The sequence below is a fragment of the Phytohabitans sp. LJ34 genome, assembly GCF_052068095.1.
Lineage (GTDB): Bacteria > Actinomycetota > Actinomycetes > Mycobacteriales > Micromonosporaceae > Phytohabitans.
Genome location: NZ_JBQHDG010000001.1, coordinates 510,212 through 533,480, shown reverse-complemented (window position 1 = coordinate 533,480; position 23,269 = coordinate 510,212). Strand labels below are relative to the sequence as shown.

The following is a 23,269-nucleotide window of genomic DNA, read 5'->3' as shown; positions in this document are numbered from 1 at the left end:
CGCCAGGGTGCCCGCCGCTCGCCGCTCGGGTCCGCCCGTCGCCAGGGTGCCCGCCGCTCGCCGATCGGCAGTGACGAAGTCGCATGGCTTCCCCCGATCCGGGGTAGCTGAGGAGCAGGTAATCCCTCATGAAGAACGCGACTGGACAGACCCCCGACCGCTGGCTGAGCCTCGAGCTCGAGCCGCGGGTCGAGGCGGCCCGGCTGGCTCGTCAGCTTGTCGCCACCGCCTGCGCCCGGTGGCGCCGGGACGAACTCACCGAGTCGGCGCACATCGCGGTGACCGAACTGGTCAACAACGCGGTGGTCCACGCCGGCACGCCGATCACCGTCGAGGTGACCCTGCACGGGGACGAGCTGCACATCGCGGTGCACGACCGTTCGACCCAGCCACCGCAACCACGGGTGGCCGCGCCCACCTCCTACGGTGGGCGCGGCCTGGCGTTGCTGGACTCGCTGTCGGCCCGGTGGGGCTGGCGGCCGAAGCAGGACGGCAAGGTCGTCTGGGCGGTCCTGAGCTGAGGATCAGTCTCCAGCCACGGCCCGCCAGCTCCGGCCGTCGGCTGAGGTGTAGAGCACGCCCGCGCTCCGGAAGAGGAACAGCCGGGCCGCGACCGCCCGTGGCTCCTCGCCCGGCGCGGGCCGGAGGCCGAGGTCGATCCGGGTGTATTTCCGGCCGTCCGGGCTGCCGAGGAACTGGTAGCCCTTGCCGTCGGTCGCCGCCAGCACGTGCGTGCCGTCGGCGATGACCACCGAATGCGCTCCCAGCAGGGGTGCGGGCATCGACAGGTCGCCGGCACGGTTCCAGTGCGCCCCGCCGTCGGTGGTGCGGTAGATCCCCGGCCTGACCCACCTGCCCGGGCCGCCGTCCGGTGCCACGGCCCCGTTGGTCGGCATCGTCGCGTACGCGAGTTGCCCGTCGGAGGTCGCCATCTGTGGCGGGCTGATTCCGACCATCGCGCTCTCACCCCCATGGCGCTGTACCGCCGGGTTCTCCGCGCTGAACACGGTCGTCTTCCAGGTACGCCCGCCATCCCGGCTGACCGAGATCGCCGGCTTGTCGGTCGCCGGATCGGCGCCGGTCACCCACAGGCCCGCCTCCCGCGGCACGTCGACCACATCCCGGTAGCGCAAAGGCGGCTGGTTGGCGAGTGGCGCGATCTGCCCGGACGCGGGATCCACGGCGAACACCGGAAGCTGGCTGGCTTCGCTCGTGAACGGGCCGACGCCGGGGTTCATGCTGTCGAGCACCCGCATGTTCTTGGCCGCGGCCGAAACCGGCTTCGCGGAGGTCCGCGGGACCCGCCAGGTCCGGCCGCCGTCCACGGTGATCCTGGTCTCGTAGGTTCGCGCACCGGCGGCCGGGTCACCGGCCCCTGGCTCGCCGCCGACCGGGGCGCCGGACGAGTTGGTCGAGCTCGTCCAGCTCAACAGCGCCACCTTCGGGCTGAGCACCCGCAGGAGCGGCGAGTCGTCGGTGTTTTCGAGCCGCGAACGCTCCGTCCAGCTCTGCCCGCCGTCGGTCGACCCGATCAGCTCCGGCGGGCAGCTGTCGCACTCCCTGCGGATCGCGTACAGGTGGTTCGCGTCGGCGGCGTCGGCCGCCAGGATCCGGCCGCCCGAGCCCGCCGGCTCCCACGTCTGGTCCGCCGGGCGGAGCACCGCCGCTCCGGCGACGCCGGCGGCCACCAGGACCACCGCGGCGAGCACGCCGCCAGCCCGCCGCCGGGCCCGGAGCCGTCCGGCGCGGCGGCGTACCGACGCGAACTCCGGCGGGTGGGCCGCCTCTTCGGCCGCCCCGGCGAGAGTGCGATACCTCTGGTCAATCACGTGCCGACTCCTTCGCGGGTTGGGCGCGCGGCTCGTCGCCGAGCTCGCGCGCCAGCGCGGCCCGTCCCCGGGCCAGCCAGGACTTGACCGTGTTGGGCGACGCGCCGAGGGTCGCCGCCACCTCGTCGACCGGCAGGTCCACCAGGTGGTACAGGACGAGCGCGGCCCGCACGCGGTGCGGCAGCGTGCGAAGGGCGGCGAGCAGGTCGAGCCCGTCCGGGACGTGCTCGGGCACCGTCTCCGGCGGGGTCCAGACCCGGCCGGCCCGGAAGAGGCGGTCGAAGACCCACCGCCGCCGGTACCGGTTGCGCGCCACATTGATCGCGACGGTCCGCAGCCAGGCCTCCTGGTCGGTGACCTCCCGGAAGGCCCGCGGCCGGGCGACCGCGCGGGCGAAAGCCTCCTGCACCACGTCTTCCGCCTCGGCCAGGTCTCCGGTCACCCCGTAGAGCTGCCCGACGAGCCGGCGGTACGACGCCTCGTAAACCGCGCGTACCGCATCGTCCGCGTCCATCCACGCTCCCTTCACGGCTACCAGGAGGACCAGCGCCGTGGCCGTGCGGTTGCGCGCCCGCGGAAATAGCTCAGTCGGGCGAGTCGAGGCCCCGCTCGATGGCGTACCGGGTCAGCTCCACCCTGTTGTGCAGCTGGAGCTTGCCGAGCGTGTTCTGCACGTGGTTTTGCACCGTGCGGTGGGAGAGGGTGAGCCGGGCCGCGATCTGCTTGTACGACAGGCCCTTCGCCACCAGGCGCAGCACCTCGGTCTCCCGGTCGGTGAGCCGCGGGGCGGTGTCGTCTTCGGCCGGCCCACCGCCCTTGGCCAGCCGGCGGTACTCGCCCAGCACCAGCCCGGCCAGCCCGGGTGTGAAGACCGTGTCACCGGCGGCCGTGCGGCGCACCGCCTCGAGAAACTCCTCGGGGCTCGCCGACTTGACCAGGTAGCCGGTCGCGCCCGCCTTCACCGCGTCGAGCACGCTCTGCTCCTCGCCGCTGGCCGAGAGCATGAGGACGCGCACGCCGGGGAGCGCGGCGAGCAGCCCGCGGATCACCTCGACGCCGGAGATGTCGGGCAGCTGGAGGTCGAGCACGACAACGTCGGGCCGGGCCGCGGGCGCGATCCGCACGGCCTGGCCGCCTTCGCCGGTCGTCGCCACCACGTCGTATCCGGCCTCGGCCAGGTCACGGGCCACGCCCTGCCTCCACATCGGATGGTCGTCGACCACCATGACCCGAGTGCTCACGGAGCCACCCTAAGGCGAAGCTCCACCTCGGTGCCCTCCCCAGGCGCCGAGATGATCTCCACACTGCCGCCCAGCTCGGCGATCCGGCCCTGGATCGACTGCGCCACGCCGAGCCGCCCCTGCCGGGCCGCTTCGGCGAGCCGGCCGGCCGGGATGCCGGGCCCGTCGTCGCGTACCGACACGGTGACCGTGCCGGCCTCCTCCTCCAGCAGCACCCACGCGCGGGCGCCGCCGCCGTGCCGCGCCACGTTGTCGAGGGCCGCGCCGACCGCCGCACCGACCTCGTGCGCGACGGACGCCGGCAGCCGCACCGGCGTGGCGGGCGCGGCGATCGAAACGGCCGGCGAGGCGAAACCGTCGAGGACCGTGCGGAGGTCGACCTCCGGCCCGAGGCGCTGCCGCGGGGTGCGGCCGCTCACCAGCGCCCGCAGCGCCGCCTCCTGCTCGCCGGCGAGCCGGGCCAGCTCGGCCGCCTCGCCGTCCAGGTGCGCGCCGCGCCGCTGGACCAGCGCGAGCACCTGGAGCACGGAGTCGTGGATGCCGCGGGCCAGCCGCTCCCGCTCGCGCGTGGCGGCCTCCAGCTCGACCGCCCGCTGGAGCCGCTGCTCGGACTCGACGGCGAGGCGCGCGACGTGCCCCACGGCCACGCCGGCGAGCAGCATGAGCATCAGCCCGGTGGCCGAGGCGGAGGTCAGCTTCGCCCGTACCGTGACGTCGGCCGCGCCGACGACCAGGGCCGCGATCGCGCCCCGGCGCCGGCCACCGGAGACCGCCCACGCCAGCACCGGGCAGGCCTGCCAGGCGACGGCGAGCGACGGTACGCCGTTGTCGATCGCGGTGCGGCCGACCACCCACGGCGAGGCGAGCAGCAGCACGAGCGTGATCGCCAGGTCGGTGCCGAGCAGCGGCCAGCCCTGCCACGCCGGCCGGGCGTACAGGTAGGTGGCGGCCACCGACCAGCCGGCGAGCACGGCCAGCGCCGGGATCACGCCGAGCGGGTGGGCGTAGTCGGTGACGTTGAACACGGCCATCGCCACCACGTACGCCATCGAGGCGAACCGGAACACCGCGATGGCCCGCCACAGCGGCACCTGGAACGTACCGGCGGGCTCCTCAGCCATCGACGACCGCGCGCAAGGCGAGTACGCACGTGTCGTCGTCCGGGCTGGCCGGCTGGAGTCGGGCCAGCAACGCGTGCAGCGGGAGCCCGGCCGCGCCGTCGACCGCCCGCAGCACCGGGCCGAGCCAGTCGCTGTCGAACGTGCGCCGCTCGATCAGCCCGTCCGTGTAGATCAGCATGGTGTCGCCGGGCGCGAGCCGGGTTTCCGCCGTCTCGTACGCCGAGCCGCGCTGGCCGCCGAGGAGCATGCCCTCCGGCCGGTCGAGCGGTGCGGCGCCGGCGGAGGTGAGCAGCACCGGCGGCGGGTGGCCGGCCTGCGCCCAGGTCACGGAGGAGGTCTCCGGCTCGAAGCGGGCCACCGCGACCGTCGCGGTCGGGCCGGACGGGTCGTCGCAGACCATCTGGTTGAGGTGCCCGAGGAGCTGGGCGGGGTCGTCGGTGGTGACCGCGAGCGCGGGAAGCGCGTGCCGCAACCGGGCCATCGTGGCGGCCGCCGGCATGCCGTGCCCGGCGACGTCGCCGACCGCGAGCAGGGTGCGGTCGCCGGCCAGGTGCACGAGGTCGAACCAGTCGCCACCTACCCGGGCCACCTCTTCGGCCGGCTGGTAGCGCACGGCCGCCCGCAGCCCCGGGCGGCGCACCACGCCCGCCGGCACGGGCAGGATCACCTGCTGGAGCGCGGCCACGACCCGGTGCTCGGTCTGGAGGCTGGCCTGGAGCTCGGCCGACTCGGCCTCGATGTCGGCGAGGCGGGCCCGGTCGCGCTCGGCCGCCTCGAAGACGCTGACGTCCTGGATGATGCCGTAGACCAGGCGGGCCCGCCCGTCCCGGCCGCGCTCGGCCTCGAAGATCGCCCGAATGTGGCGCACCCCACTCGGCACGGTGATCCGAAACGTGACGTCGATCGGCCGCGCGTCGTCGATCAGGGCCTGCGCCGCCTTGTCGACCCGCCCGAGGTCCTCGGGAACCACGTACTCCCGGGCCTGCGCGAGGGTGGCGGGGCCGGCCGCCCGATCCCGCTCGTAGATCTCGAAGAGGTGGTCGGACCAATGGACCGTATCGGTGGTCAGATCCCACTCCGCCCAGCCGAGGTTGGCCAGCCTCTCGGTGCGCGCGAGGCGGTCGAGGACCTCGGCCGTACTCTTCGCGGTGCTTTTTGGCACCCCTTGACCATCCCATACCCCATTCGCGACCGGCGACAGTGTCGCCCCTTCGGTACGGTTGGCCCATCGACACGGTCCCGCTCCTCACCGAGACGTTCGAGCGCAGCCAGGTCACCCGGCTGCGTCATGCCGTCGCGTCGTGCGTGGGCAGGGCGGGCATGGTCGGCCAGCGGCTGGACGACTTCGTGCTCGCGGTCAACGAGCTGCTCACCAACGCGGTGCGCCACGGCGGCGGCAAGGGCCGGCTGCGGCTCTGGCGCCGCGGCGACGAGGTGGTCTGCGAGGTCTCGGATCACGGCGAGGGCTTCGACGAGACCCGGCTGTCCGGCGACGCCAAGCCGGCGGCCGACACGCCGGGCGGCTGGGGCCTGTGGCTCGCCGGCAAGCTCAGCGACCGCATGGAGGTCGACACCGGCCCCAGCGGCACCACGGTGCGGATCAGCGCCGCGCTGCCCGCCGCGTGAGGTCCGCCGCCTGAGGCCCGCCTCCGTGACCCGCCGCCTGAGGTCCGCCTCCGTGACCCTCGAAGCCCAGTTCCGAAGATTTGAGCTACCGCGATGTCCGCCGTGGTCCAGGCCGTTGCTCCCGCGGCCTCACCCGTTCGCTGTCGGTTGCGGTGACCCCTTTCAAGCCTCCGGACCACCGCTTCGATGATCGTTAGCCCAAAACCCGCGCTCGTCCCGGCGTGTCGTGTGGTTTTCGGGCTAACGATCATGGCTCTTCCCGGAGGCCGCGACCAAACGCGAGGGGGTAAGCCGCGGCAGCAGCGGACCAGACCATGGTCAACTTACGGTGAGTGGCATCGGGTCCAGACCGCTGCTCCCGCAGCCTCACCCGTCCGCCGCTGGTCACACTCACCCCGCCCGCGCCCGCCCGCCCGAACGCGCCGCCCCCGGGCCCGCACGCCCGCGCCGCACGCCCGCTCCCGCTCCCGCTCCCGCACGCCCACTCCCGCACGCGTCCCCACGCCCGCGCCGCACCCCGGGCCGGCACGCCCGCGCCCGCACGCTCACCCCGGCCGTGCGGGCCCGGCCAGGACGGGGCTGCGCGCGGATCCCCTTTGCTCTGCTCCCCCATAGGGGGCACCCACACCCAAGGGCCCATTGACCCGCCCACCGCCTCCTATAAGGGAGCAGAGCAAAGGACTCCACGAACACCTCACCTACCCCCCGGGCCACCGGGGCGGAGACGGCCGTCGACCTGGATGCACAGCGCGACAGCAAAAGGGTGTGCGCGACCAACGGCGGACGGGCGAGGCCGCGGGAGCAACGGTCTGGACCACGGCGGACATCGCGGTAGCCCAAATCCATTTTTGAAGCGTCTAGCCGAACAGGGCGCTCACCGATTCTCCATTGTGGATCCGGCGCATCGCCTCGGCCAGCGCCGGCGCCACGGAGAGCACGCGCAGCTTCGGCACGCGCTTGTCGGCGGGGATGGGCACGGTGTTGGTGCAGACGATCTCCAGCACGCTCTCCTGCTCGCTGAGCCGGTTCAGCGCGCCGCTGGAGAAGAGGCCGTGGGTGCAGGCGAGGCGGATCGAGCGGACCTTGAGGTCGCGCAGGTGGTCGATCAGCTCGATCATCGTGCTGCCCTTGGCGATCTCGTCGTCGAGGACGATCACGTCGCGGTCGACCACGTCGCCGATGACCGCGCTGATCTGCACGCGGTCGTCGGGGTAGCGCTGCTTGGCGCCGGCCGCCACCGGCGTGCCGATCATGCGGGCGAAGTGCGAGGCCTCCTTGGCGTTGCCCAGGTCGGGCGAGACCACCACGGCGTCGGCCAGGTCGTACTGCCGGAAGTGGGCGGCGAGCTCGCGCAGCGCGTGCAGGTGGTCGACCGGCATGCCGAAGAAGCCGTGCACCTGCGGCGAGTGGAGCGTCAAGGCCAGGACCCGGTCGGCGCCGGCGGTCTTCAGCAGGTCGGCGACGAGGCGGGCGCCGATCGAGATGCGCGGCGCGTCCTTCTTGTCCGAGCGGGCGTACGCGTAGTGCGGCATCACCACGGTGATCCGCCCGGCCGACGCGCCGCGCGCGGCGTCGAGCATCAGCAGCAGCTCGACCAGGTGCTCCTGTACGGGCGGCACGAGCGGCTGGATCAGGAACACGTCGCGTTCCCGGCAGTTGGCGTCGAGCTGTACCTCGAGGCAGTCGTTGGCGAAGCGGGACACCCGCACGGGGTGTAGTGGCACGTCCAGATGGGCGCAGATCTCCTCGGCCAACTCGGGGTGGGCACTTCCGCTGAACACCGCGATGTCACGCACGCCCCGGATCCTAAGTGGTAGCCCGGTAGCGCCCGGTATCGCCTCTAACGTGCTCCGAGAAAACGCTCTCTTGACAGCGTGTTCATCGATCTGCAAGGTTTGTTAACTACATCGAGGAGCGTGATGCTATGCGGAGAGCCCTGTTGGTCCTGGCGCTCGTGGCGGCCGGCCTCGTCGTGCCGGCGACGAGCAGCCCGGCGATCGCCGCGCCCGGGGCCCTGACCTGGTCCGACGAGTTCAACGGCGCGGCCGGCAGCGCGCCGGACGGCAGCAAGTGGCGCTACGACATCGGCGGCAGCGGCTGGGGCAACAACGAGCAGCAGTACTACACGAACAGCACCCGCAACGCGGCGCTGGACGGCGCCGGCAACCTCGTCATCACCGCCCGCCGGGAAAACCCGTCCAACTTCCAGTGCCACTACGGCACCTGCCAGTACACGTCCGCGCGGCTGCTCACCTCCGGCACGTTCCAGCAGACGTACGGCCGCTTCGAGGCACGCATGAAGCTCCCGTTCGGGCAGGGCATCTGGCCCGCGTTCTGGATGCTCGGCACGCCGGTCAACTGGCCCGCCAGCGGCGAGATCGACATCATGGAAAACATCGGCCGCGAGCCCAACACCACGCACGGCACCGTGCACGGGCCGGGCTACTCGGGCGCCGGCGGCATCGGCGCCGGCTACAACAACGGTCGTTTCGCGGACGCGTTCCACACGTTCACCGTCGACTGGGCGCCCGACTCGATCACCTGGTACGTGGACGGAAACCAGTTCTTCCGCATCACGCCGGCCTCGCTCAACGGCAACCAGTGGGTCTTCAACCACCCGTTCTTCCTGATCCTCAACCTCGCGGTCGGCGGGCACTGGCCCGGCTACCCGGACGGCAGCACGACCTTCCCGCAGACGCTGACGGTCGACTACGTACGGGCCTACGCGTGGGACACCGGCGGCGGGGGTGGCGGCGGCACGATCGTCGGCTACGGCGACAAGTGCGTCGACGTGGCCGGCGCGAACTCCGCCAACGGCACCGCGGTGCAGCTCTGGACCTGCAACGGCACCGCCGCGCAGAGCTGGACCAACGGCGCCAACTCCTCGCTCCGCGCGCTGGGCAAGTGCATGGACGTGACCGCCGCCGGCACCGCGGACGGCACGCCGGTGCAGTTGTACGACTGCAACGGCACGGGCGCCCAGCAGTGGCGGGTCGAGGCGGACGGCGACATCGTCAACGTCAGCTCCAACAAGTGCCTCGACGCGAGCGGGGTCAGTTCGGCCGACGGCACCCGGCTACACATCTGGACCTGCACCGGCGGCGCCAACCAGAAGTGGCGCCGCCCCTGAGAGATCGCTCTCAGGACTCCGGCCCTCGCCCCGGCGGGGGCCGGAGCGCGCGGGGGACGACGCGGGCGGGGCGCCCGCGTCGCTACCAGGCGAGCCCGGTCAGCCGCTCGTAGACGTCGATGTATCGCGCCCGGGTGGCCGCCACCACGTCGGCTGGCACCTCGGGGGCGGGCGACCGCTTGTCCCACCCGGTGCCCGTGGCCCAGTCGCGCACGAACTGCTTGTCGAACGAGAACTGTGCCCTGCCAGGCTGCCACGAGTCGGCCGCCCAGAACCGGGACGAATCCGGCGTCAGCACCTCGTCGCCGAGCACGAGCGAACCGTCAGGCGCCCAGCCCAGCTCCAGCTTGGTGTCGGCGATCACGATCCCGCGGTCGGCGGCGATCTCGGCTCCGCGCCGGTACACCGCGAGCGTGATCCGCCGCAGCTCTTCGGCGGTCTCCGCACCCACCTCGGCCGCCACGTCGTCGTACGTGATGAACTCGTCGTGCTCCCCGACCGGCGCCTTCGTGGTCGGCGTGAAGATCGGCTCCGGCAGGCGGTCGGCCTCGACGAGCCCGGCCGGCAGCGGCACCCCGGAGACCGAGCCCGACTTCTCGTACTCCTTGAGCCCCAGGCCGGTGAGGTAGCCCCGCGCGATGCACTCGACCGGCACCATCCGCAGCCGGCGGCACCGGATCGCCCGCCCGGCGAACTCCGGCGGCACGTCGGTAGCCGAAATCACGTGATGCGGCACGATGTCGGCGAACTGCTCGAACCACCACAACGAGAGCCGCGTGAGCACCGCGCCCTTGTCCGGAATCGGGGTCGGCAGCACGACGTCGTAGACGGACACGCGGTCGGAAGCGACCAGGATCAGGTCGTCACCGTCCGCGTAAACGTCCCGGACCTTGCCGGAGTGCAGCAGCTCCACTTGGTGCTCCTCGATCCGCCCCTCGGTAGAGCGCTACCCTAACGCGGTGACAAATGCTGTCGAGTTGCCCGCCCCGTGGCGCGACGCGAAATTGACGGTCGTCGTTCCCACGTACAACGAGGTGGACAACCTGCCCCGACTTGCCGAGCGGCTCCTCGCGCTGCCCCTCCCCGGGCTGCACGTGCTGATCGCCGACGACAACTCCCCCGACGGCACCGGCGAGGTCGCCGACAAGCTCGCGGCGGAAAACCCCGGGCGGGTGACCGTGGTGCACCGGGCGGGCAAGGAGGGTCTCGGCCGGGCGTACGTCGACGGCATAGGCCGGGCGCTCGACGCCGGCGCGGAGTACGTGGCGCAGATGGACGCCGACCTGTCGCACCCCCCGGAGGCGGTCCCCGGCCTGCTCGGCACGCTCATGGCCACCCGGGCCGGCGTGGTGATCGGCTCCCGCTACGTGCCGGGTGGGCAGCTCGACGAAAACTGGCCCTTCTACCGCCGCGCGCTCAGCGGCTGGGCCAACTTCTACGTGCACACCCTGCTCAACGTGCGGATCCGCGACCTCACCGCGGGCTTCAAGGTGTGGCGGGCCGACGTGCTGCGCGACATCGGCCTCGACCGCGTCCAGTCAAACGGCTACAGCTTCCAGGTGGAGATGCACTACCTGGCCACCCAGCTCGGACACACGATCATCGAGGTGCCGATCCGGTTCGAGGAGCGCACCAGCGGCGCCTCCAAGATGACCACCCGCACGAAGGTCGAAAGCGCCGTCATGCCGTTTCGCCTCCGCTGGAAGCACCGCGCCAAGGGCGAGTAGGACAAGATCCAACGCTGATTTGCCCGGGTCCGCGGCAGCTGTAGACCGCCGCTCCCGCCGGAGACCGCGGAGGTCGGCGGGGAGCTGACGCTCGCCGAAATCCCCGACCTCCGCTGCCGGGTCCGCGAGACAAGCCCCGCCGGTCCTCCCCAAGAGGGCAACCCTGTCACCGTCTGGACGGGTATACGGGAGCCCTGCTCAGAATTCATCCCCAAGAGGGCTGCCCTCTTGGGGCCGGGTTCGGGGCCGGGCCGGGCTGGGGCCCGGGTTCGGGCCGGGCTGGGGCCCGGGTTCGGGCCGGGCTCGGGCCCGGGTTCGGGTCGGGTTGGGCCGGGCTCGGGCCGGGTTGAGCCCGGTTCGGGTCGGGTTGAGCCCGGGTCGGGTCGGTTCGGGTCGGGTTGGGCTGGGTCAGTGGCCCTTGTTGCGGCGGCCTCGGGTCAGGGCCAGCAGGCCGAGCACCAGGATCGCCACCACGACCAGGCAGCAGAGGCCGGCGAAGAGGCCGAAGCCGCCCAAGCGCGGCCGGCGCCGGGCCGCCTCCAGGACGACCTCGTTGTCGGCGGCCCACGCCGCGGCCGGCACGAGCACCGCCGCCATCATGCCGATGAGCACGGCCGTCGCGCGCGCCCACCATCGAGTCAAAAACGACATAGGACCATGGTCCCCCGTCAAGGCAACTCGGGGCGCCCTCATGACGAGGACGCCCCGAGTCGGGTACAGCGGTCGAGCTAGCTGACCGAGCCGATCGACACGCCTGCGCGGCCGACCACGGCGCCCTCGTCGGTCACGATGAGGGCCTCGCCGAGGAGCGTGCGACCACCGGCCGGCACCGAGTTGACGGTGACCGTGCCGTTGATCGTCGTCGACGCGCCGTTGGCCAGCGGCACGACCGTCGCCGGCACCGAGATGTTGCCCAGCGACGCCGCGAAGAATGTGTCGCGGTAGTCGTAGGCCGTCGTGCCCGCCGGCACGGCGAACCCGTCGATCTCGATCGTGTACGTGCCAGCCTGCGGGTTCGGGATCGACACCGACTCCTCGGAGTCGCCGTCGGCGTCGAAGTCGACCTGCGTGCCGTCACGGAACACGTACAGGTCGAGGTCGGCACCGGGGTCGCTCGGGTTGCCGATCCGCACGTCCAGCCTTGTCGCGCCGACCGGCACCACCAGCTCGAACGTCTGCACCTCGCCGTCGGCGATGGTCGGACGCTGCACCGAGAGGCTGCCGAGCGGGCCGCCCTGCGCGGACACGTTGATCGGGCCGAACTCGTTGGTCACCTTCCAGCTGACCGGGTTGGGCTGGCCAGCCGCCACGCTCGGCAGCTCGACGACCGGCGGCTCCACCTTGACGCCCTGCACCCGCGCGGTGATCTGGTACGGGTTGTTGAGCGCCGGCGACGTACGCCGCGACTCGACCTCGATCTCCCACACGCCCGGCACCGGGTTCTCGTACGACCGTTCCTGCGGCTTGCAGACGGCCGCGTCGGAGAAGTTCGTGTAGCAGAACGGGCTGCTGTTGTCCTCCTGCCGCACGCCGTGCGGGTTGAACGTGATGAAGCGGGTCTGCGAACCGGTCGCGATGCCGGAGAGGTTGACCTGGAGCGCGTCCGCACCCTCGGGCACGGTGACGAAGTAGGTCTGGAACGAGTTCCGGTCCACCTCGCCCGCCGCGCTGAACGAGTAGTTCGGCTTCTTCACCTCGTTGGACACGACGACCGTGTTGAGCACCTCGTAGTCCACGACGGACGTCGCGGGGTCGTCGACCCGCAGGATCGCGCCGTGCGCGCCCACCGACGGCTTCGCGTTGACGGTGATGCTGACGGTCTTGTTCAGCGGCAGCACGACGTTGCGCGGTGCCGAGAACGTACCGTCGTTGCCGAGCCAGCTCAGCTCGTGCCGGATGTTCCTGTTCGGGCCGCTCGTACGGGTCAGCTTGACCGTGTACGACTTGTTCACGCCGGCCCTCTGCCCGCCGTCACCCGCGGCGCACCGGTTGTAGATGCCGGTGCCCTGGCCGGGCGGGGTCAGGAAGCCGGACAGCTCGGTGCAGACCGGCGCCGACGAGGTGTACGTGCGGGTCTCCACTGGGCCGCGCAGCAGCTGCCACGCGCCCGGCACGTTGACCATGCCGGTGCCCTGGCCGTACGCCGGCACGCCGTCGATCCACTTCGCCGAGCTGTAGAGCGCCCGACGCAGGCCGGCCGGGGTGACGCCCCGGTCGGTGGCCTTGGCCGCGGACAGCAGCAGCGCCACCGCGCCCGCCGTCTGCGGCGAGGACATCGAGGTGCCGTTCGCCATCAGGAGGCCCGGCGGCAGCTGGTAGCCCGCCTCGGCCACCGGCCCGCCCGGCTGCCACATGGGGCCGGTCGAGATCGCCGCGCCCGGCGCGGTGATGTTCGGCTTGTACCCGCCGTCCTCACGGGGACCGCGCGAGGAGAAGTTGAACAGCGCGTTCTTCTTCCGCACGACCGCGCCGTAGTTGGCCAGCCAGGTTTCCTTGCTGATGCTGGCCGCCACGGCGATCACGTCGGAGGCCACCCCGGGGTCGCCGACCGAGTTGACGCCCGGGCCGTCGTTGCCGGCCGAGATGACCAGCTGGATGCCGTAGTCGTTGATCAGGCGGTTGTAGAGCTGGGCGCGGGCGTTGCCGCCGTCGTTGAAGGCCGGCAGGCCGCCGATCGACATGTTGACCACGTCGACGCCGCGGTTGATGACCAGGTCGGCCATGCCGTCGACGAGCGCCGCGGCGGTGCAGCCACCGGTCCAGTTGCAGGCCCGGCCGGAAACGATCTTCGCGCCGGGTGCGGCGCCGTCGAAGTTCGCGTTGCCGAGCATGTCGTTCGCCGCGGTGATGCCGGCGACGTGCGAGCCGTGCGAGCTCTCCACCAGGCCGATGTTGACGAAGTCGGCGACGCCCGGCAGGCCAGCCGGGGTGGTGTCGACGTCCTCGCGGAACTCGACCGTGAACGGCATCTGCTCGCGCACCGCGGTGGCCGGGTTGTCCGTACCGAAGTGGCCGACGTCGAACTTCTCCTTGTACGGCCGCATGACGGCGTCGTCGGTGAAGTTCAGGTTCTGGTTGGTGTCCACACGGATGTCGTGGCTCACCGGGTCGTACAGCACGCCGAAGAGGTCGGCCTGGTCACCGTCGCGGTTCACGTCTCCGTTGGGGTCGCCACCGATCGTGCTCCGCTCGTTGAACCGGTTGATCCTGTAGGAGCCCTCCGGCGCGGTCCAGGTGGCGCCCGCGAACGTGAAGGACGGCCCGGTCACCGTGGTGAGCATGGCCCGCCAGGTGCCGTCCGGGTCGAAGATGGGGTCGGTCGCGGTGAACCAGTCGACGATCTTCCGCTCACCCGTGCTGGTGGTCTGGAGGGCGGGGTTGTCGAGGTCGACACCGGAGTCGAGGACGCCGATCGTCACGCCGCGGCCGTCCCACGTCGGGTGCTGCTGCTTGAACTTGACGGCGCCGGTCTCGTGCGTCGGCATGAAGGGGTTCGCGGCCGGGGTGTCGGGGCCGGGGCCGGCGACCGCCTGCGCCGTGGCGCCCTTCGCGGCGGTCTTGTCCTCCAGGGTCGGGTCCGGCAGCGGGATCGACTCGTTGAGGTCGACGGCGGCGACGCCGGGCAGCTTCGCGGCCTTCTCCACCAGCCCGGTGGGCACGCGGGCGCGGACGTAGCCGATCGAGTCGTACCGCTTGGCGACGTTGCCGCCCAGCTTGGTGAGCTCGGTCGCGACCTCCTCGGCGTCGCCCTTGTCGGTCGCGACGATGAGCATGACGTGCTGCTCACCCTTCGCCTTGGCCTGGGCGAGCAGGTCGGCGTCGTGCGAGTCAAGGGTGTCCGCTGGCGCGGTCTTGAGGCTTTCGGATGGGTCCGTCGGGTCGGCGCTGGCGGGCGAGGGAAGACCCGCGAGCGTCATACCTACCGCTACGCCCGACGCGAGCAGCAAGGCAGCGCTACGCCGCCCCCACTTGGGGAGTTTTCTCACGTACCGTTCCTCCGGAGACAGGAGCCCTGTTGTGCAGGGCGCGACAGGCGAGATCCTTCGCTTCCTGACAATGGGTGTCACTGCCCCCAGGCCGGTTGTGACCTTCTCGTGATGTTACTCAGTACAAATTAGACACTCACGCTTCGTAAAGGCCCTTCGCGTACTCGGGGCCGTAGTGCTTTTCCAGCACCTCGATCGAGTCGTTCGGGCGCTCGACGCACTGCACGATCCGTGCCCGAGAGGGCAACGAGTTCGGATCCCACGTCTCCGGCTGCCACAGCTTCGAGCGCATGAACGCCTTCGCGCAGTGGAAGAAGACCTGCTCGATCTCGACCACGAGCGCGAGCCGCGGCCGGTGCCCCTTGACCACCATCTCGTCGAAGAACGGCGCGTCCCGCACCAGCCGGGCCCGCCCGTTGACGCGCAGTGTGTCGCCGCGTCCGGGGATCAGGAAGACGAGCCCGACGTGCGGGTTGCTCAGCACGTTGCGGAAGCCGTCGGCACGGCGGTTGCCCGGCCGGTCCGGGATCGCGATGGTGGTGTCGTCGAGCACAAGCGTGAACCCGGGCGGGTCGCCCTTGGGCGAGACGTCGCAGTTACCCTCCGCGTCCGCGGTGGCGATCAGGCAGAAGGGCGACGCCGCCAGCCACTGCCGGTGCGTGTCCTCCAGCGCGGACCGCACCTTGTCGACCACGGCCGCCTTCGGTGCGCCGCCGACGAGCTCGGTGAGTTCCTCGTCGGTGGTGACCTCCACGAGCCCGCTCAACACCGTCACTTTTCGCCCTCCCCGTTGTGCGCGGGCAGCTCGAAGCGGGCCCGCTGATCGACCGGCACCAGATCCAGGTACTCCTGGTGCCGGGAGATGTAGCGCCGCACAAACGGACAGAACGGCAGCACCGCCACTCCTTCCGACCGGGCCGCGTCGAGCGCGCCGCGCACGAGCACCGAGCCGAGGCCGCGCCCCTCGAACCGCTCGTCGATCTCGGTGTGGGTGAAGGAGATCGAGGACCCGTTTCGCCGGTACGCCACGAAGCCCGCCGCCTGGCCGTCCAGCAACACCTCGAACCGGCTCGCCGGCCGGTCCTCCACCACCATTGTCGAGTCGGTCATGAGCTGATTGTCCCTCACGTCGTTCGGCCTTCAGCCTCCCGTCACCTGCGGGCGGAAGGCTGACCCCGTGGGTAGGGTCGGCGTCTCGGTGCGTGTCCTGGCCACGGTCGCCGGGCTGGCGCTGCTGTTCGCCGGCACCTTCTGGGGCTCCGACGACGGCTTCCCGTTCGCGCCGTTCCGCATGTACGCCGGTGTCAACCCGCCGGACGACGACGCGCCCGACCCGCGCGTCGAGGGCACGCTCGCGACCGGTGCGGCGACACCGCTCGGGCAGATCGAGACCGGGATCCGCCGCGCCGAGGTGGAGGCCAAGCAGGATCGGTACGTCGCCGAGCCGGCCCTGCTGGCGGAGATCGCCGAGGCGTACGCGCGGCGGCACCCGGGCGCGCCTCCGGTGGTCGAGGTGCGACTCGTCATGCGGTGGCACGAGATCCGGGACAGCCGCCCGACCGGCCACCATCGGGACGAGGTGCTCGCGGTATGGCGGGCGGCGTGACCCGCTGGCTCGGGCTCGCCGCCGCCGTGCTCGTCGCCGCCGGCTCGTACGCGGCGGGCGCGCTCCCCGGCGGCGACCCCGGCCCGGAGCTGCGCCGGCTCGGCCTCGGCGCCACCCCCGTGCCGTTCCAGATCGGGCTCGCCGCGTGCCTGGTGGGCATGGTCGGGCTCGTCGCGGCCTGGTGGCGGCTCGGCGCGATGGTACGGGCCGGAGAGGTGGGCGCCCGCGGGCTGGCGGTCACCGGCGCGCTGTGGGCGCTGCCCCTGCTCGTGGCCGCGCCGCTGGGCAGCCGCGACGTCTACTCGTACGCCTGCCAGGGCTGGCTGTACGCGAGCGGCGCCGACCCGTACACGCTGAGCCCGGCCGGCGGTGGGTGCCCCTGGGTGGCGGCCGTGGCGCCGGTGTGGCGGGACGAGACAGCGCCGTACGGCCCGGTCGCGATCGCCCTCGCGGCCGGCGCCGCCTGGCTCGGCGGCGGCCTGCTCGCGACGGTCGGCGCGCTGCGGCTCGTCGCGGCCGGCGGGATGGTGCTCGCCGCCGTCGCCCTGCCGCGGCTCGCCCGCACCTGCGGGGTCGAGCCGGTCCGCGCCGCCTGGCTCGGCGTGTGCACACCGCTGGTGGCCGTACACGCGATCGCCGGCGCACACTACGACGCCCTCCTCGCCGGCCTCGTGGTGGCGGGCTTGGCCGCCGCCGCGACCGGAAAGCCCACGAGCGCCGGCCTCGCGCTGGGACTGGCGGTCGCGGTCAAGGTGACCGCGGTGGTGGCGCTGCCGTTCGCGGTGCTGCTCTTGGCCCGCCCGGTACGCCGGTGGCTGGTCGCCGGCGTGGCCGCCGCGGCCTTCGCCGCCGCGTCACTGCTGGGCGGGCTCGGCTGGGTCGGCGCCCTCGGCGGCGCCACCGACCAGACACAGTGGACATCCGTGCCGACCGGCGTCGGGATGAGCGTCGGGTACCTGCTGCGCGGGTTCGGCGCCGGCGAGGGCGCGGACGACGCGGTGCTCGCGGCGCGCCTGGCCGGCCTCGGGCTCCTGGCGCTGGCGCTCGCCGCACTTGTGGTCGGCGCGTGGCGGCGGCGCACCGACACGCGTGCCGTCGTGCTGCACTGCGGTGCCGCACTCGCCGCGCTCGCGCTCCTGTCGCCGATCTTCTATCCCTGGTACGCCCTCACCGCGCTGGCCGTACTCGCCGCGGCGGCGCGGGCACCGGTGCGTCGCTGGCTCGCGGTCGCCACCGGCGCGCTCACGTTCCTGACGCTGCCGAACGGGCTGGGGGTGGCCGCACTGACCAAGCTGCCCGGCGCGTTCCTCGTCCTGGCGCTGGTGATCGCGGTCGCCTGGGCCTGGCTCCGCCCGCAGGTCGCTCGTGCGGCGCTGAAGGCGACGTCTTCCTAGGTTTCGCCCGGCCCTGGCGCGCCGGGAAGGGTGACCGTCACCACCAGGCCACCGCCCTCGCGCGGCCGCGCGGTGGCGTCGCCGCCGTGCGCCCGGGCAACGGCCCGCACGATCGACAGGCCCAGCCCGGCGCCGGGCGCGGTCGGCCCGATCCGGTCGCCGTCGAGGCGGTGAAACGGCTCGAAGAGGCGGGACACCTCGTACGACGCCACGACCGGCCCGGTGTTGCTGACGACGAGCACCACTGAGCCGTCCGGGTGCGTGTCGCTGGTGATGCCGACCCAGCCGTCCGCCGGCACGTTGTACCGGAGGCCGTTCTCCACGAGGTTTTGCACGAGGCGCTCCAGCAGCACCGGGTTGCCGGCTGTGGGGGCCGAGCCGGGCTCGGTGAGGATCGTGACCGGGCCCTGCTTCGCCTGTTCGGCCACGTGCTCGACGACGTCCGCCAGGTCCACATAGGAGCGCTCGGTCACCTCGCGCTCGGAGCGGGCCAGCACGAGCAGCCCGTCCAGCAGGCGCTCGTGGCGGCCGTTGATCTCCAGCAGTGTCTCGCCCAGCTGGCGCAGCTCCGGCGAGGCGGCCCGGCGGTGTACGGCCACCTCCAGCAGCGCCCGGTTGAGCGTGAGCGGGGTACGCAGCTCGTGCGAGGCGTTGGCGACGAACCGCCGCTGGCCGTCGAAGGACCGGTCGAGCCGTTCCAGCATCACGTCGAACGTGTCCGCCAGCTTCTTCACCTCGTCGTGCGGGCCGTCCAGGGCGATCCGCTCGTGCAGGCCGCTGCCGGCGGCGGGGGCGTCGGCGATCCGGGCGGCCGTCTCGGTCATCCGGTGCAGCGGCTGGAGCAGCCGGCCGGCGATGAGCCAGCCGAGCGCGGTCGCCGCGACACCGGCCATGAGAAGGGCGATCCCGCCCTGGGTGAGCAGGGCGTTGAGCGCGTCGTCCCAGGTGTCCCCGACGATCTTCGCTTCGAACGTCCCGCCGGGCCCGGGCGGGAGAGCCGTGGGCGGTGGTGCCTCCGCCGAGCCCTGGAAGTTGGTGATCCGCTCACCACGGGGCATCCGCTGGGCGATGAGCGCGTAGGTGACGCCGAGCAGCAGCACGCCGGCGACCAGGAAGAGCCCGCCGTAGACGAGCGTGAGGCGTGCCCGGATGGTCAGCCGGGACCAGCGTGGGCGCTTCATGGGCTGAGCCTTTTCATGGGACGCGGTACCCCACTCCCGGGTCGGTGAACACGATCGGCGGGTCGCCGAGCTTGCGGCGCAGCTTGAGGATCGTCATCCGCACCGCGTGGGTGAACGGGTCGGCGTGCTCGTCCCACGCCTTCTCCAGCAGCTGCTCGGCGGAGACCGCGGCACCCTCGGCCCGCAGCAGCTCGGCCAGCACCGCGAACTCCTTCCGCGACAGCGGCACGTACCGCCCGTTCCGGTACACCTCGCGGCGGTGCAGGTCGAGGCGGATGCCGGCGCGCTGGAGCACCGGCGGCGCGGCCGGCCGGGAGCGGCGGCCGAGCGCCACGACGCGGGCGGCGAGCTCCGGAAAGGCGAACGGCTTGGGCAGGTAGTCGTCGGCGCCGAGGCTCAGCCCGGCCACCCGGTCGTCGATCTCGGCGGAGGCGGTGAGCATCAGCACCCGCACCGGGGACTCGCCGGCCACCACCGCCCGGCACACGTCGTCGCCGTGCACGACCGGCAGGTCGCGATCGAGCACCACCACGTCGTACTCGTTGACGTCGATCCGCTCGAGCGCGGCGCCGCCGTCGTGCACCACGTCGACCGCGTGGGCGTCGCCGCGCAGCCACTCGGCCACCGCGTCGGCCAGCAGCGGCTCGTCCTCGACCACCAGGATGCGCATACCCCCCATGGTGACCCACGGTGATGTCACCCCGGCGTCATCGGTTTCGGAAACGCCCCCGTGATCCCGCTCCCGTTCTACTCGGCCGTGGCGGTCGGATGAGCCGGCCGCCGCCATCCATCCAGGGAGAAAAGGACGATGCGGATCAGGACATCGCTCGTACTCGGGCTGCTGCTGGCCCTGAGCGCGGCCGGCTGTGGCGGCGGAGGCGACGGCGGCGACAAGGTGGCCACCGCGGGCGGCAAGACACCGGAGGCCAGCGCCAGCGCCTCGCCGGGTGGCCCGGACGACCGGGACGCCATCTTCGCCTACTCGAAGTGCATGCGGGAGAACGGACTGCCCGATTTTCCCGATCCCGAGGTCGGCGACAACGGTGAGTTCCGGATGGGGCTGCCGGAAGGCGTCGACAAGGCGAAGGTCGACGCGGCCCAGAAGGTGTGCAAGAAGCACCTGCCCAACGGTGGCGAGCCACCCAAGGCGGACCCGGAGCGGCAGGAGCAGCTGCGCAAGTACGCGAAGTGCATGCGCGAAAACGGCGTGCCCAAGTTTCCGGACCCGAAGGACGGTGGCCTCCAGATCGACGGCAACGAGGTGGGCGACCCGGAGAGCCCGACGTTCAAGGCGGCCGAGGAGAAGTGCCGCTCGATCATGCCCGAGCCGCCTGGTGGCGGTAAGAGAAGCGTGGATCGGAAAGAAGGATGAGAAGCCGCAGGCGGCGTAAGGGCCGCATGGCGCTGGCGACCGGCGCGGTGGTGGTCGTGACCGGCGCGGTGGCGGCGACGGGGTTCGGGCTGGGGCTGCCGGGCGGGGAGGCGCCGAGCGAGGCGAGCAGCGACCTGCCGCCGGCCACCACCAAGGTGACCCGCGAGACGCTCGTGGACACGCAGACCGAGAGCGGGGAACTGGGCTACGGCACCGCGATCTCGGCGGCAGCGCGCTCGGGCGGGACGGTGACGGGCCTGCCGGCGACGGGGTCGACGGTCAAACGGGGGCAGGCCCTCTACCGGCTGGACAACACGCCGGTCGTGCTGCTGTACGGCGCGCTGCCGGCGTACCGGACGCTCGCGGTGGGCACGGAGGGCGCGGACGTCACCCAGTTCGAGAAGAACCTGCGGACCCTGGGGTACGACGGCTTCACGGTCGACGACGAGTACTCCAGCTCCACGGCCGAGGCGGTCGAGCAGTGGCAGGAGGACATGGGCCTGCCGGAGACCGGGACGGTGGAGCTGGGCCGGGTGGTCTTCGCGTCCGGCGCGGTGCGGATCGACGGCAACGAGGCCGACGTGGGCGAGGCGGTGCAGCCGGGCACGGCCGTCCTCTCCTACACGGGTACCGCCCGGGTGGTCACCGTCGAGCTGGAGGTCTCCGACCAGCGGCTGGCCCGCAAGGGCGCGGCCGTCACGGTGACGGTGCCGGACGGCAAGACGGCCCGCGGCAAGATCACGAAGACCGAGCTGGTGATCAAGCCGGCCGAGGAGCAGCAGCCCGCCTCGACCGCGGTGGAGGTGACGGTCGCCGTCGACGACGCGAAGGCGGTGGCCGGCCTCGACTCGGCGACCGTGGACGTCGGCTTCACCGCCTCCCAACGCGAGAACGTGCTCACCGTCCCGGTGGCCGCGCTGCTCGCGCTCGCCGAGGGCGGCTACGGCGTTCAGGTGGTGGACGGCGCCGCCACCCGGATCGTCGCGGTGGAGACGGGCCTGTTCGCCACCGGCCGGGTGGAGGTGTCCGGCGACGGCCTCGCCGAGGGCATGACCGTCGGGATGCCGTCATGAGCGCTCTCGTGGAGCTGGACTCGGTCACGAAGGCGTACCCCGGCGGCGTGGTCGCGGTCCGCGGCGTGTCGCTGGCGGTCGGGTACGGCGAGGTGGCCGCCATCGTCGGCCCTTCCGGCTCGGGCAAGTCGACGATGCTGCACCTGATCGGCACGCTGGACCGACCCTCGTCGGGCACCGTGCGGATCGACGGGCACGACGTGGCGGCGCTCTCCGACCGCCAGCTCTCCGCGCTGCGGGCGCGCCGGATCGGCTTCGTCTTCCAGCAATTCCACCTCGCAGGTGGACAGTCCGCATTGGACAACGTCGCCGACGGCCTGCTCTACGCGGGCGTACCCCTGAAGGAGCGCAAGCGGCGCGCGGAGGCCGCACTGGACCGGGTGGGGCTGGCGCACCGCCTGGACCACATGCCGCACGAGCTCTCCGGTGGCGAGCGGCAGCGGGTGGCGATCGCGCGAGCGGTGGCCGGCGAGCCCGCACTGCTGCTCGCCGACGAGCCGACCGGCAACCTCGACTCCGCCTCCGGATCCGGTGTGATGGCCCTGCTGCGCGAGCTGCACGCCTCGGGTACCACCGTGTTGGTCATCACCCACGACCGGGACATCGCGGCCGGGCTGCCTCGCCAGGTGTCCATGTTGGACGGGGCGGTGGTCTGAATGGCGACGGCGCTCTCCCCCGCCCGGCTCCGCCCCCGCGACGTGCTGCGGGTCGGTGGGGCCGGGCTGCGGACCCGGCCGCTGCGGGCGTTCCTGTCGGCACTCGGCATCGCGATCGGCATCGCGGCGATGACCGCTGTCGTCGGCATCTCGTCCTCCAGCCGGGCCGAGCTCGACCGCGAGCTGGCCGCGCTCGGCACCAACCTGCTGACCGTCGGACCCGGCCGGACGATCTTCGGCGAGGACGCGCAACTGCCCACCGAGTCGGTGGCGATGGTCTCCCGGATCGGCCCGGTCAACGAGGTGGCCGCGACCGGCAAGGTGCCGGACACCAACGTCTACCGCAACGACCGGATACCGGAGGCGGAGACCGGCGGCATGACCGTGCAGGCGGCCCACCTCGACCTGCTCGGCACGGTCGGCGCCACACTCGCCGGCGGCACCTGGCTCAACGCGGCCACCTCCCGCTACCCGGCCGCGGTGCTGGGCGCGGCGGCGGCCCGCCGGCTGGGCGTCGGTGCGGCGGGCGCGGACATCCAGGTGTACGTGGGCGGCGTCTGGTTCACGGTCGTCGGCATTCTCGACGAGGTGCCACTCGCGCCCGAGCTCGACTCGGCCACGCTGGTCGGCTGGGCGGCGGCGGAGACCTACCTGGACTTCGACGGCTACCCGACGACCGTCTACACCCGCTCGGACGACGCGGCCGTCGAGGCCGTGCGGGCCGTGCTGGCCGCCACCGCCAACCCGGAGGCCCCGAACGAGGTCGAGGTCTCCCGCCCGTCCGACGCGCTGGAGGCGAGGCGAGCGACCGACCGGGCGTTCACCGGCCTGCTGCTCGGCCTCGGTGCGGTGGCCTTGCTTGTCGGCGGCGTGGGCGTGGCCAACACGATGGTCATCTCGGTACTCGAACGCCGCGCCGAGATCGGCCTACGCCGCTCGCTCGGCGCCACCCGAGGCCAGATCCGCGTCCAGTTCCTCGCCGAGTCGCTGCTGCTGTCGGCGCTCGGCGGCGCGGGTGGGGTCGTGCTCGGCACAGCCGTCACCACGGTGTACGCCAGCACCCGCGCGTGGCCATCCGTGGTGCCGGCCTGGGCCATGGCCGGCGGGGTGGGCGCCACCCTCCTGATCGGCGCGATCGCCGGCCTCTATCCCGCGATCCGCGCCGCCCGCCTAGCCCCCACGGAGGCCCTGGCCACCCCCTGACGGGCTTTCCCCGCAGCCGGGACCGCGGAGGTCGGACTTTCCGGCCTCCGCGGTCTCGAGGCCATTTCACATATTGAGCTACCGCGACGTCCGTCGTGGTCCGGACCGTTGCTCCCGCGGACCC

Annotated in this window: 23 protein-coding genes; 10 read left to right on the top strand and 13 right to left on the bottom strand. The window is 72.5% G+C overall.

Translation table 11 applies throughout. The annotated features are described in order from the left end of the window. Window positions 1-128: 128 nt before the first annotated feature. A complete protein-coding gene (locus tag ACTMTJ_RS02545; RefSeq protein ID WP_441214358.1) occupies window positions 129-521 on the top strand; it encodes an ATP-binding protein in 393 nt (130 codons plus the stop codon). Window positions 522-524: 3 nt separating this feature from the next. Here ACTMTJ_RS02545 and ACTMTJ_RS02540 read toward each other — a convergent pair whose 3' ends face one another. The 5 genes from ACTMTJ_RS02540 to ACTMTJ_RS02520 form a co-directional block, all read right to left on the bottom strand. Then, window positions 525-1,829, bottom strand: a complete 1,305-nt coding sequence (locus ACTMTJ_RS02540) for a WD40/YVTN/BNR-like repeat-containing protein (RefSeq protein ID WP_441214357.1) — start codon at window positions 1,827-1,829, stop codon at window positions 525-527. After that, window positions 1,822-2,343 (bottom strand): RNA polymerase sigma factor, encoded by a 522-nt coding sequence (locus ACTMTJ_RS02535; RefSeq protein WP_441214356.1) that lies wholly within the window; start codon window positions 2,341-2,343, stop codon window positions 1,822-1,824. Before ACTMTJ_RS02535 ends, ACTMTJ_RS02540 begins: the two co-directional genes overlap by 8 nt. Window positions 2,344-2,413: 70 nt before the next feature. Continuing rightward, window positions 2,414-3,055 (bottom strand): response regulator, encoded by a 642-nt coding sequence (locus ACTMTJ_RS02530; RefSeq protein WP_441214492.1) that lies wholly within the window; start codon window positions 3,053-3,055, stop codon window positions 2,414-2,416. Between the two features lie 11 nt (window positions 3,056-3,066). Then, window positions 3,067-4,191: a MacS family sensor histidine kinase gene (gene macS, locus ACTMTJ_RS02525; protein WP_441214355.1), complete on the bottom strand. Its 1,125-nt coding sequence runs from the start codon at window positions 4,189-4,191 to the stop codon at window positions 3,067-3,069. Further along, the gene (locus ACTMTJ_RS02520; RefSeq protein WP_441214354.1) at window positions 4,184-5,353 is read right to left on the bottom strand and encodes a PP2C family protein-serine/threonine phosphatase; all 1,170 of its coding nucleotides are present in this window, start codon (window positions 5,351-5,353) and stop codon (window positions 4,184-4,186) included. The genes macS and ACTMTJ_RS02520 overlap by 8 nt, the downstream gene beginning before the upstream one ends. Window positions 5,354-5,391: 38 nt before the next feature. On the opposite strand from ACTMTJ_RS02520, the gene ACTMTJ_RS02515 reads away from it, so the two are divergent. Continuing rightward, a complete protein-coding gene (locus ACTMTJ_RS02515) occupies window positions 5,392-5,817 on the top strand; it encodes an ATP-binding protein (RefSeq protein WP_441214353.1) in 426 nt (141 codons plus the stop codon). Between the two features lie 857 nt (window positions 5,818-6,674). Here the strand turns inward: ACTMTJ_RS02515 and ACTMTJ_RS02510 are convergent. Beyond that, complete coding sequence (locus tag ACTMTJ_RS02510; protein ID WP_441214352.1) at window positions 6,675-7,613, bottom strand: ribose-phosphate diphosphokinase; 939 nt, start codon at window positions 7,611-7,613, stop codon at window positions 6,675-6,677. A gap of 128 nt (window positions 7,614-7,741) precedes the next feature. Between ACTMTJ_RS02510 and ACTMTJ_RS02505 the strand changes: the two genes are divergently transcribed. Next, the gene (locus ACTMTJ_RS02505) at window positions 7,742-8,947 is read left to right on the top strand and encodes a ricin-type beta-trefoil lectin domain protein (RefSeq protein ID WP_441214351.1); all 1,206 of its coding nucleotides are present in this window, start codon (window positions 7,742-7,744) and stop codon (window positions 8,945-8,947) included. A gap of 82 nt (window positions 8,948-9,029) precedes the next feature. On the opposite strand, the gene ACTMTJ_RS02500 is transcribed toward ACTMTJ_RS02505, so the two are convergent. Continuing rightward, window positions 9,030-9,875: a phosphoribosylaminoimidazolesuccinocarboxamide synthase gene (locus tag ACTMTJ_RS02500; protein WP_441214491.1), complete on the bottom strand. Its 846-nt coding sequence runs from the start codon at window positions 9,873-9,875 to the stop codon at window positions 9,030-9,032. Window positions 9,876-9,906: 31 nt separating this feature from the next. On the opposite strand from ACTMTJ_RS02500, the gene ACTMTJ_RS02495 reads away from it, so the two are divergent. Then, window positions 9,907-10,674, top strand: a complete 768-nt coding sequence (locus tag ACTMTJ_RS02495) for a polyprenol monophosphomannose synthase (RefSeq protein WP_441214350.1) — start codon at window positions 9,907-9,909, stop codon at window positions 10,672-10,674. A gap of 408 nt (window positions 10,675-11,082) precedes the next feature. Here the strand turns inward: ACTMTJ_RS02495 and ACTMTJ_RS02490 are convergent, their stop codons facing one another. The 4 genes from ACTMTJ_RS02490 to ACTMTJ_RS02475 form a co-directional block, all read right to left on the bottom strand. Next, entirely contained in the window at window positions 11,083-11,325 is a 243-nt protein-coding gene (locus ACTMTJ_RS02490) for a hypothetical protein (protein WP_441214349.1), read from the bottom strand. A gap of 77 nt (window positions 11,326-11,402) precedes the next feature. Continuing rightward, on the bottom strand, window positions 11,403-14,660 hold the full coding sequence (locus ACTMTJ_RS02485; protein ID WP_441214348.1) for a S8 family serine peptidase: 3,258 nt from the start codon (window positions 14,658-14,660) through the stop codon (window positions 11,403-11,405). 136 nt (window positions 14,661-14,796) lie between these two features. After that, window positions 14,797-15,426: a pyridoxamine 5'-phosphate oxidase family protein gene (locus tag ACTMTJ_RS02480; RefSeq protein WP_441214490.1), complete on the bottom strand. Its 630-nt coding sequence runs from the start codon at window positions 15,424-15,426 to the stop codon at window positions 14,797-14,799. A gap of 5 nt (window positions 15,427-15,431) precedes the next feature. Further along, a complete protein-coding gene (locus tag ACTMTJ_RS02475; RefSeq protein WP_441214347.1) occupies window positions 15,432-15,770 on the bottom strand; it encodes a GNAT family N-acetyltransferase in 339 nt (112 codons plus the stop codon). A gap of 67 nt (window positions 15,771-15,837) precedes the next feature. Here ACTMTJ_RS02475 and ACTMTJ_RS02470 point away from each other — a divergent pair, with 67 nt between their 5' ends. Then, on the top strand, window positions 15,838-16,266 hold the full coding sequence (locus ACTMTJ_RS02470) for a hypothetical protein (RefSeq protein ID WP_441214346.1): 429 nt from the start codon (window positions 15,838-15,840) through the stop codon (window positions 16,264-16,266). Further along, a complete protein-coding gene (mptB, locus tag ACTMTJ_RS02465; RefSeq protein WP_441214345.1) occupies window positions 16,263-17,660 on the top strand; it encodes a polyprenol phosphomannose-dependent alpha 1,6 mannosyltransferase MptB in 1,398 nt (465 codons plus the stop codon). Before ACTMTJ_RS02470 ends, mptB begins: the two co-directional genes overlap by 4 nt. Here mptB and ACTMTJ_RS02460 read toward each other — a convergent pair. Next, window positions 17,657-18,841 (bottom strand): sensor histidine kinase, encoded by a 1,185-nt coding sequence (locus ACTMTJ_RS02460; protein ID WP_441214344.1) that lies wholly within the window; start codon window positions 18,839-18,841, stop codon window positions 17,657-17,659. The genes mptB and ACTMTJ_RS02460 overlap by 4 nt on opposite strands. A 13-nt stretch (window positions 18,842-18,854) precedes the next feature. Continuing rightward, a complete protein-coding gene (locus ACTMTJ_RS02455; protein WP_441214343.1) occupies window positions 18,855-19,511 on the bottom strand; it encodes a response regulator transcription factor in 657 nt (218 codons plus the stop codon). Window positions 19,512-19,649: 138 nt separating this feature from the next. Here ACTMTJ_RS02455 and ACTMTJ_RS02450 point away from each other — a divergent pair, with 138 nt between their 5' ends. From ACTMTJ_RS02450 to ACTMTJ_RS02435, 4 genes are read left to right on the top strand one after another with little or no spacing between them, the layout of a single operon-like run. Next, window positions 19,650-20,213, top strand: coding sequence for a hypothetical protein (locus ACTMTJ_RS02450; protein WP_441214342.1), 564 nt, complete (start codon window positions 19,650-19,652; stop codon window positions 20,211-20,213). Then, complete coding sequence (locus ACTMTJ_RS02445; protein WP_441214341.1) at window positions 20,210-21,286, top strand: efflux RND transporter periplasmic adaptor subunit; 1,077 nt, start codon at window positions 20,210-20,212, stop codon at window positions 21,284-21,286. The genes ACTMTJ_RS02450 and ACTMTJ_RS02445 overlap by 4 nt, the downstream gene beginning before the upstream one ends. Continuing rightward, the gene (locus tag ACTMTJ_RS02440; protein ID WP_441214340.1) at window positions 21,283-21,942 is read left to right on the top strand and encodes an ABC transporter ATP-binding protein; all 660 of its coding nucleotides are present in this window, start codon (window positions 21,283-21,285) and stop codon (window positions 21,940-21,942) included. Before ACTMTJ_RS02445 ends, ACTMTJ_RS02440 begins: the two co-directional genes overlap by 4 nt. After that, on the top strand, window positions 21,943-23,145 hold the full coding sequence (locus ACTMTJ_RS02435) for an ABC transporter permease (protein WP_441214339.1): 1,203 nt from the start codon (window positions 21,943-21,945) through the stop codon (window positions 23,143-23,145). The last annotated feature ends 124 nt before the right edge of the window (window positions 23,146-23,269 follow it).

Bases quoted from the DNA above. Each gene is read 5' to 3' on its own strand.
- ACTMTJ_RS02535 (WP_441214356.1), bottom strand. From the start codon at position 2,343: ATGGACGCGGACGATGCGGTACGCGCGGTTTACGAGGCGTCGTACCGC.
- ACTMTJ_RS02490 (WP_441214349.1), bottom strand. From the start codon at position 11,325: ATGTCGTTTTTGACTCGATGGTGGGCGCGCGCGACGGCCGTGCTCATC.
- macS (WP_441214355.1), bottom strand. From the start codon at position 4,191: ATGGCTGAGGAGCCCGCCGGTACGTTCCAGGTGCCGCTGTGGCGGGCC.
- ACTMTJ_RS02460 (WP_441214344.1), bottom strand. From the start codon at position 18,841: ATGAAGCGCCCACGCTGGTCCCGGCTGACCATCCGGGCACGCCTCACG.
- ACTMTJ_RS02435 (WP_441214339.1), top strand. From the start codon at position 21,943: ATGGCGACGGCGCTCTCCCCCGCCCGGCTCCGCCCCCGCGACGTGCTG.
- ACTMTJ_RS02530 (WP_441214492.1), bottom strand. From the start codon at position 3,055: ATGGTGGTCGACGACCATCCGATGTGGAGGCAGGGCGTGGCCCGTGAC.
- ACTMTJ_RS02545 (WP_441214358.1), top strand. From the start codon at position 129: ATGAAGAACGCGACTGGACAGACCCCCGACCGCTGGCTGAGCCTCGAG.
- ACTMTJ_RS02450 (WP_441214342.1), top strand. From the start codon at position 19,650: ATGCGGATCAGGACATCGCTCGTACTCGGGCTGCTGCTGGCCCTGAGC.
- ACTMTJ_RS02445 (WP_441214341.1), top strand. From the start codon at position 20,210: ATGAGAAGCCGCAGGCGGCGTAAGGGCCGCATGGCGCTGGCGACCGGC.
- ACTMTJ_RS02455 (WP_441214343.1), bottom strand. From the start codon at position 19,511: ATGCGCATCCTGGTGGTCGAGGACGAGCCGCTGCTGGCCGACGCGGTG.
- ACTMTJ_RS02505 (WP_441214351.1), top strand. From the start codon at position 7,742: ATGCGGAGAGCCCTGTTGGTCCTGGCGCTCGTGGCGGCCGGCCTCGTC.
- ACTMTJ_RS02475 (WP_441214347.1), bottom strand. From the start codon at position 15,770: ATGACCGACTCGACAATGGTGGTGGAGGACCGGCCGGCGAGCCGGTTC.
- ACTMTJ_RS02440 (WP_441214340.1), top strand. From the start codon at position 21,283: ATGAGCGCTCTCGTGGAGCTGGACTCGGTCACGAAGGCGTACCCCGGC.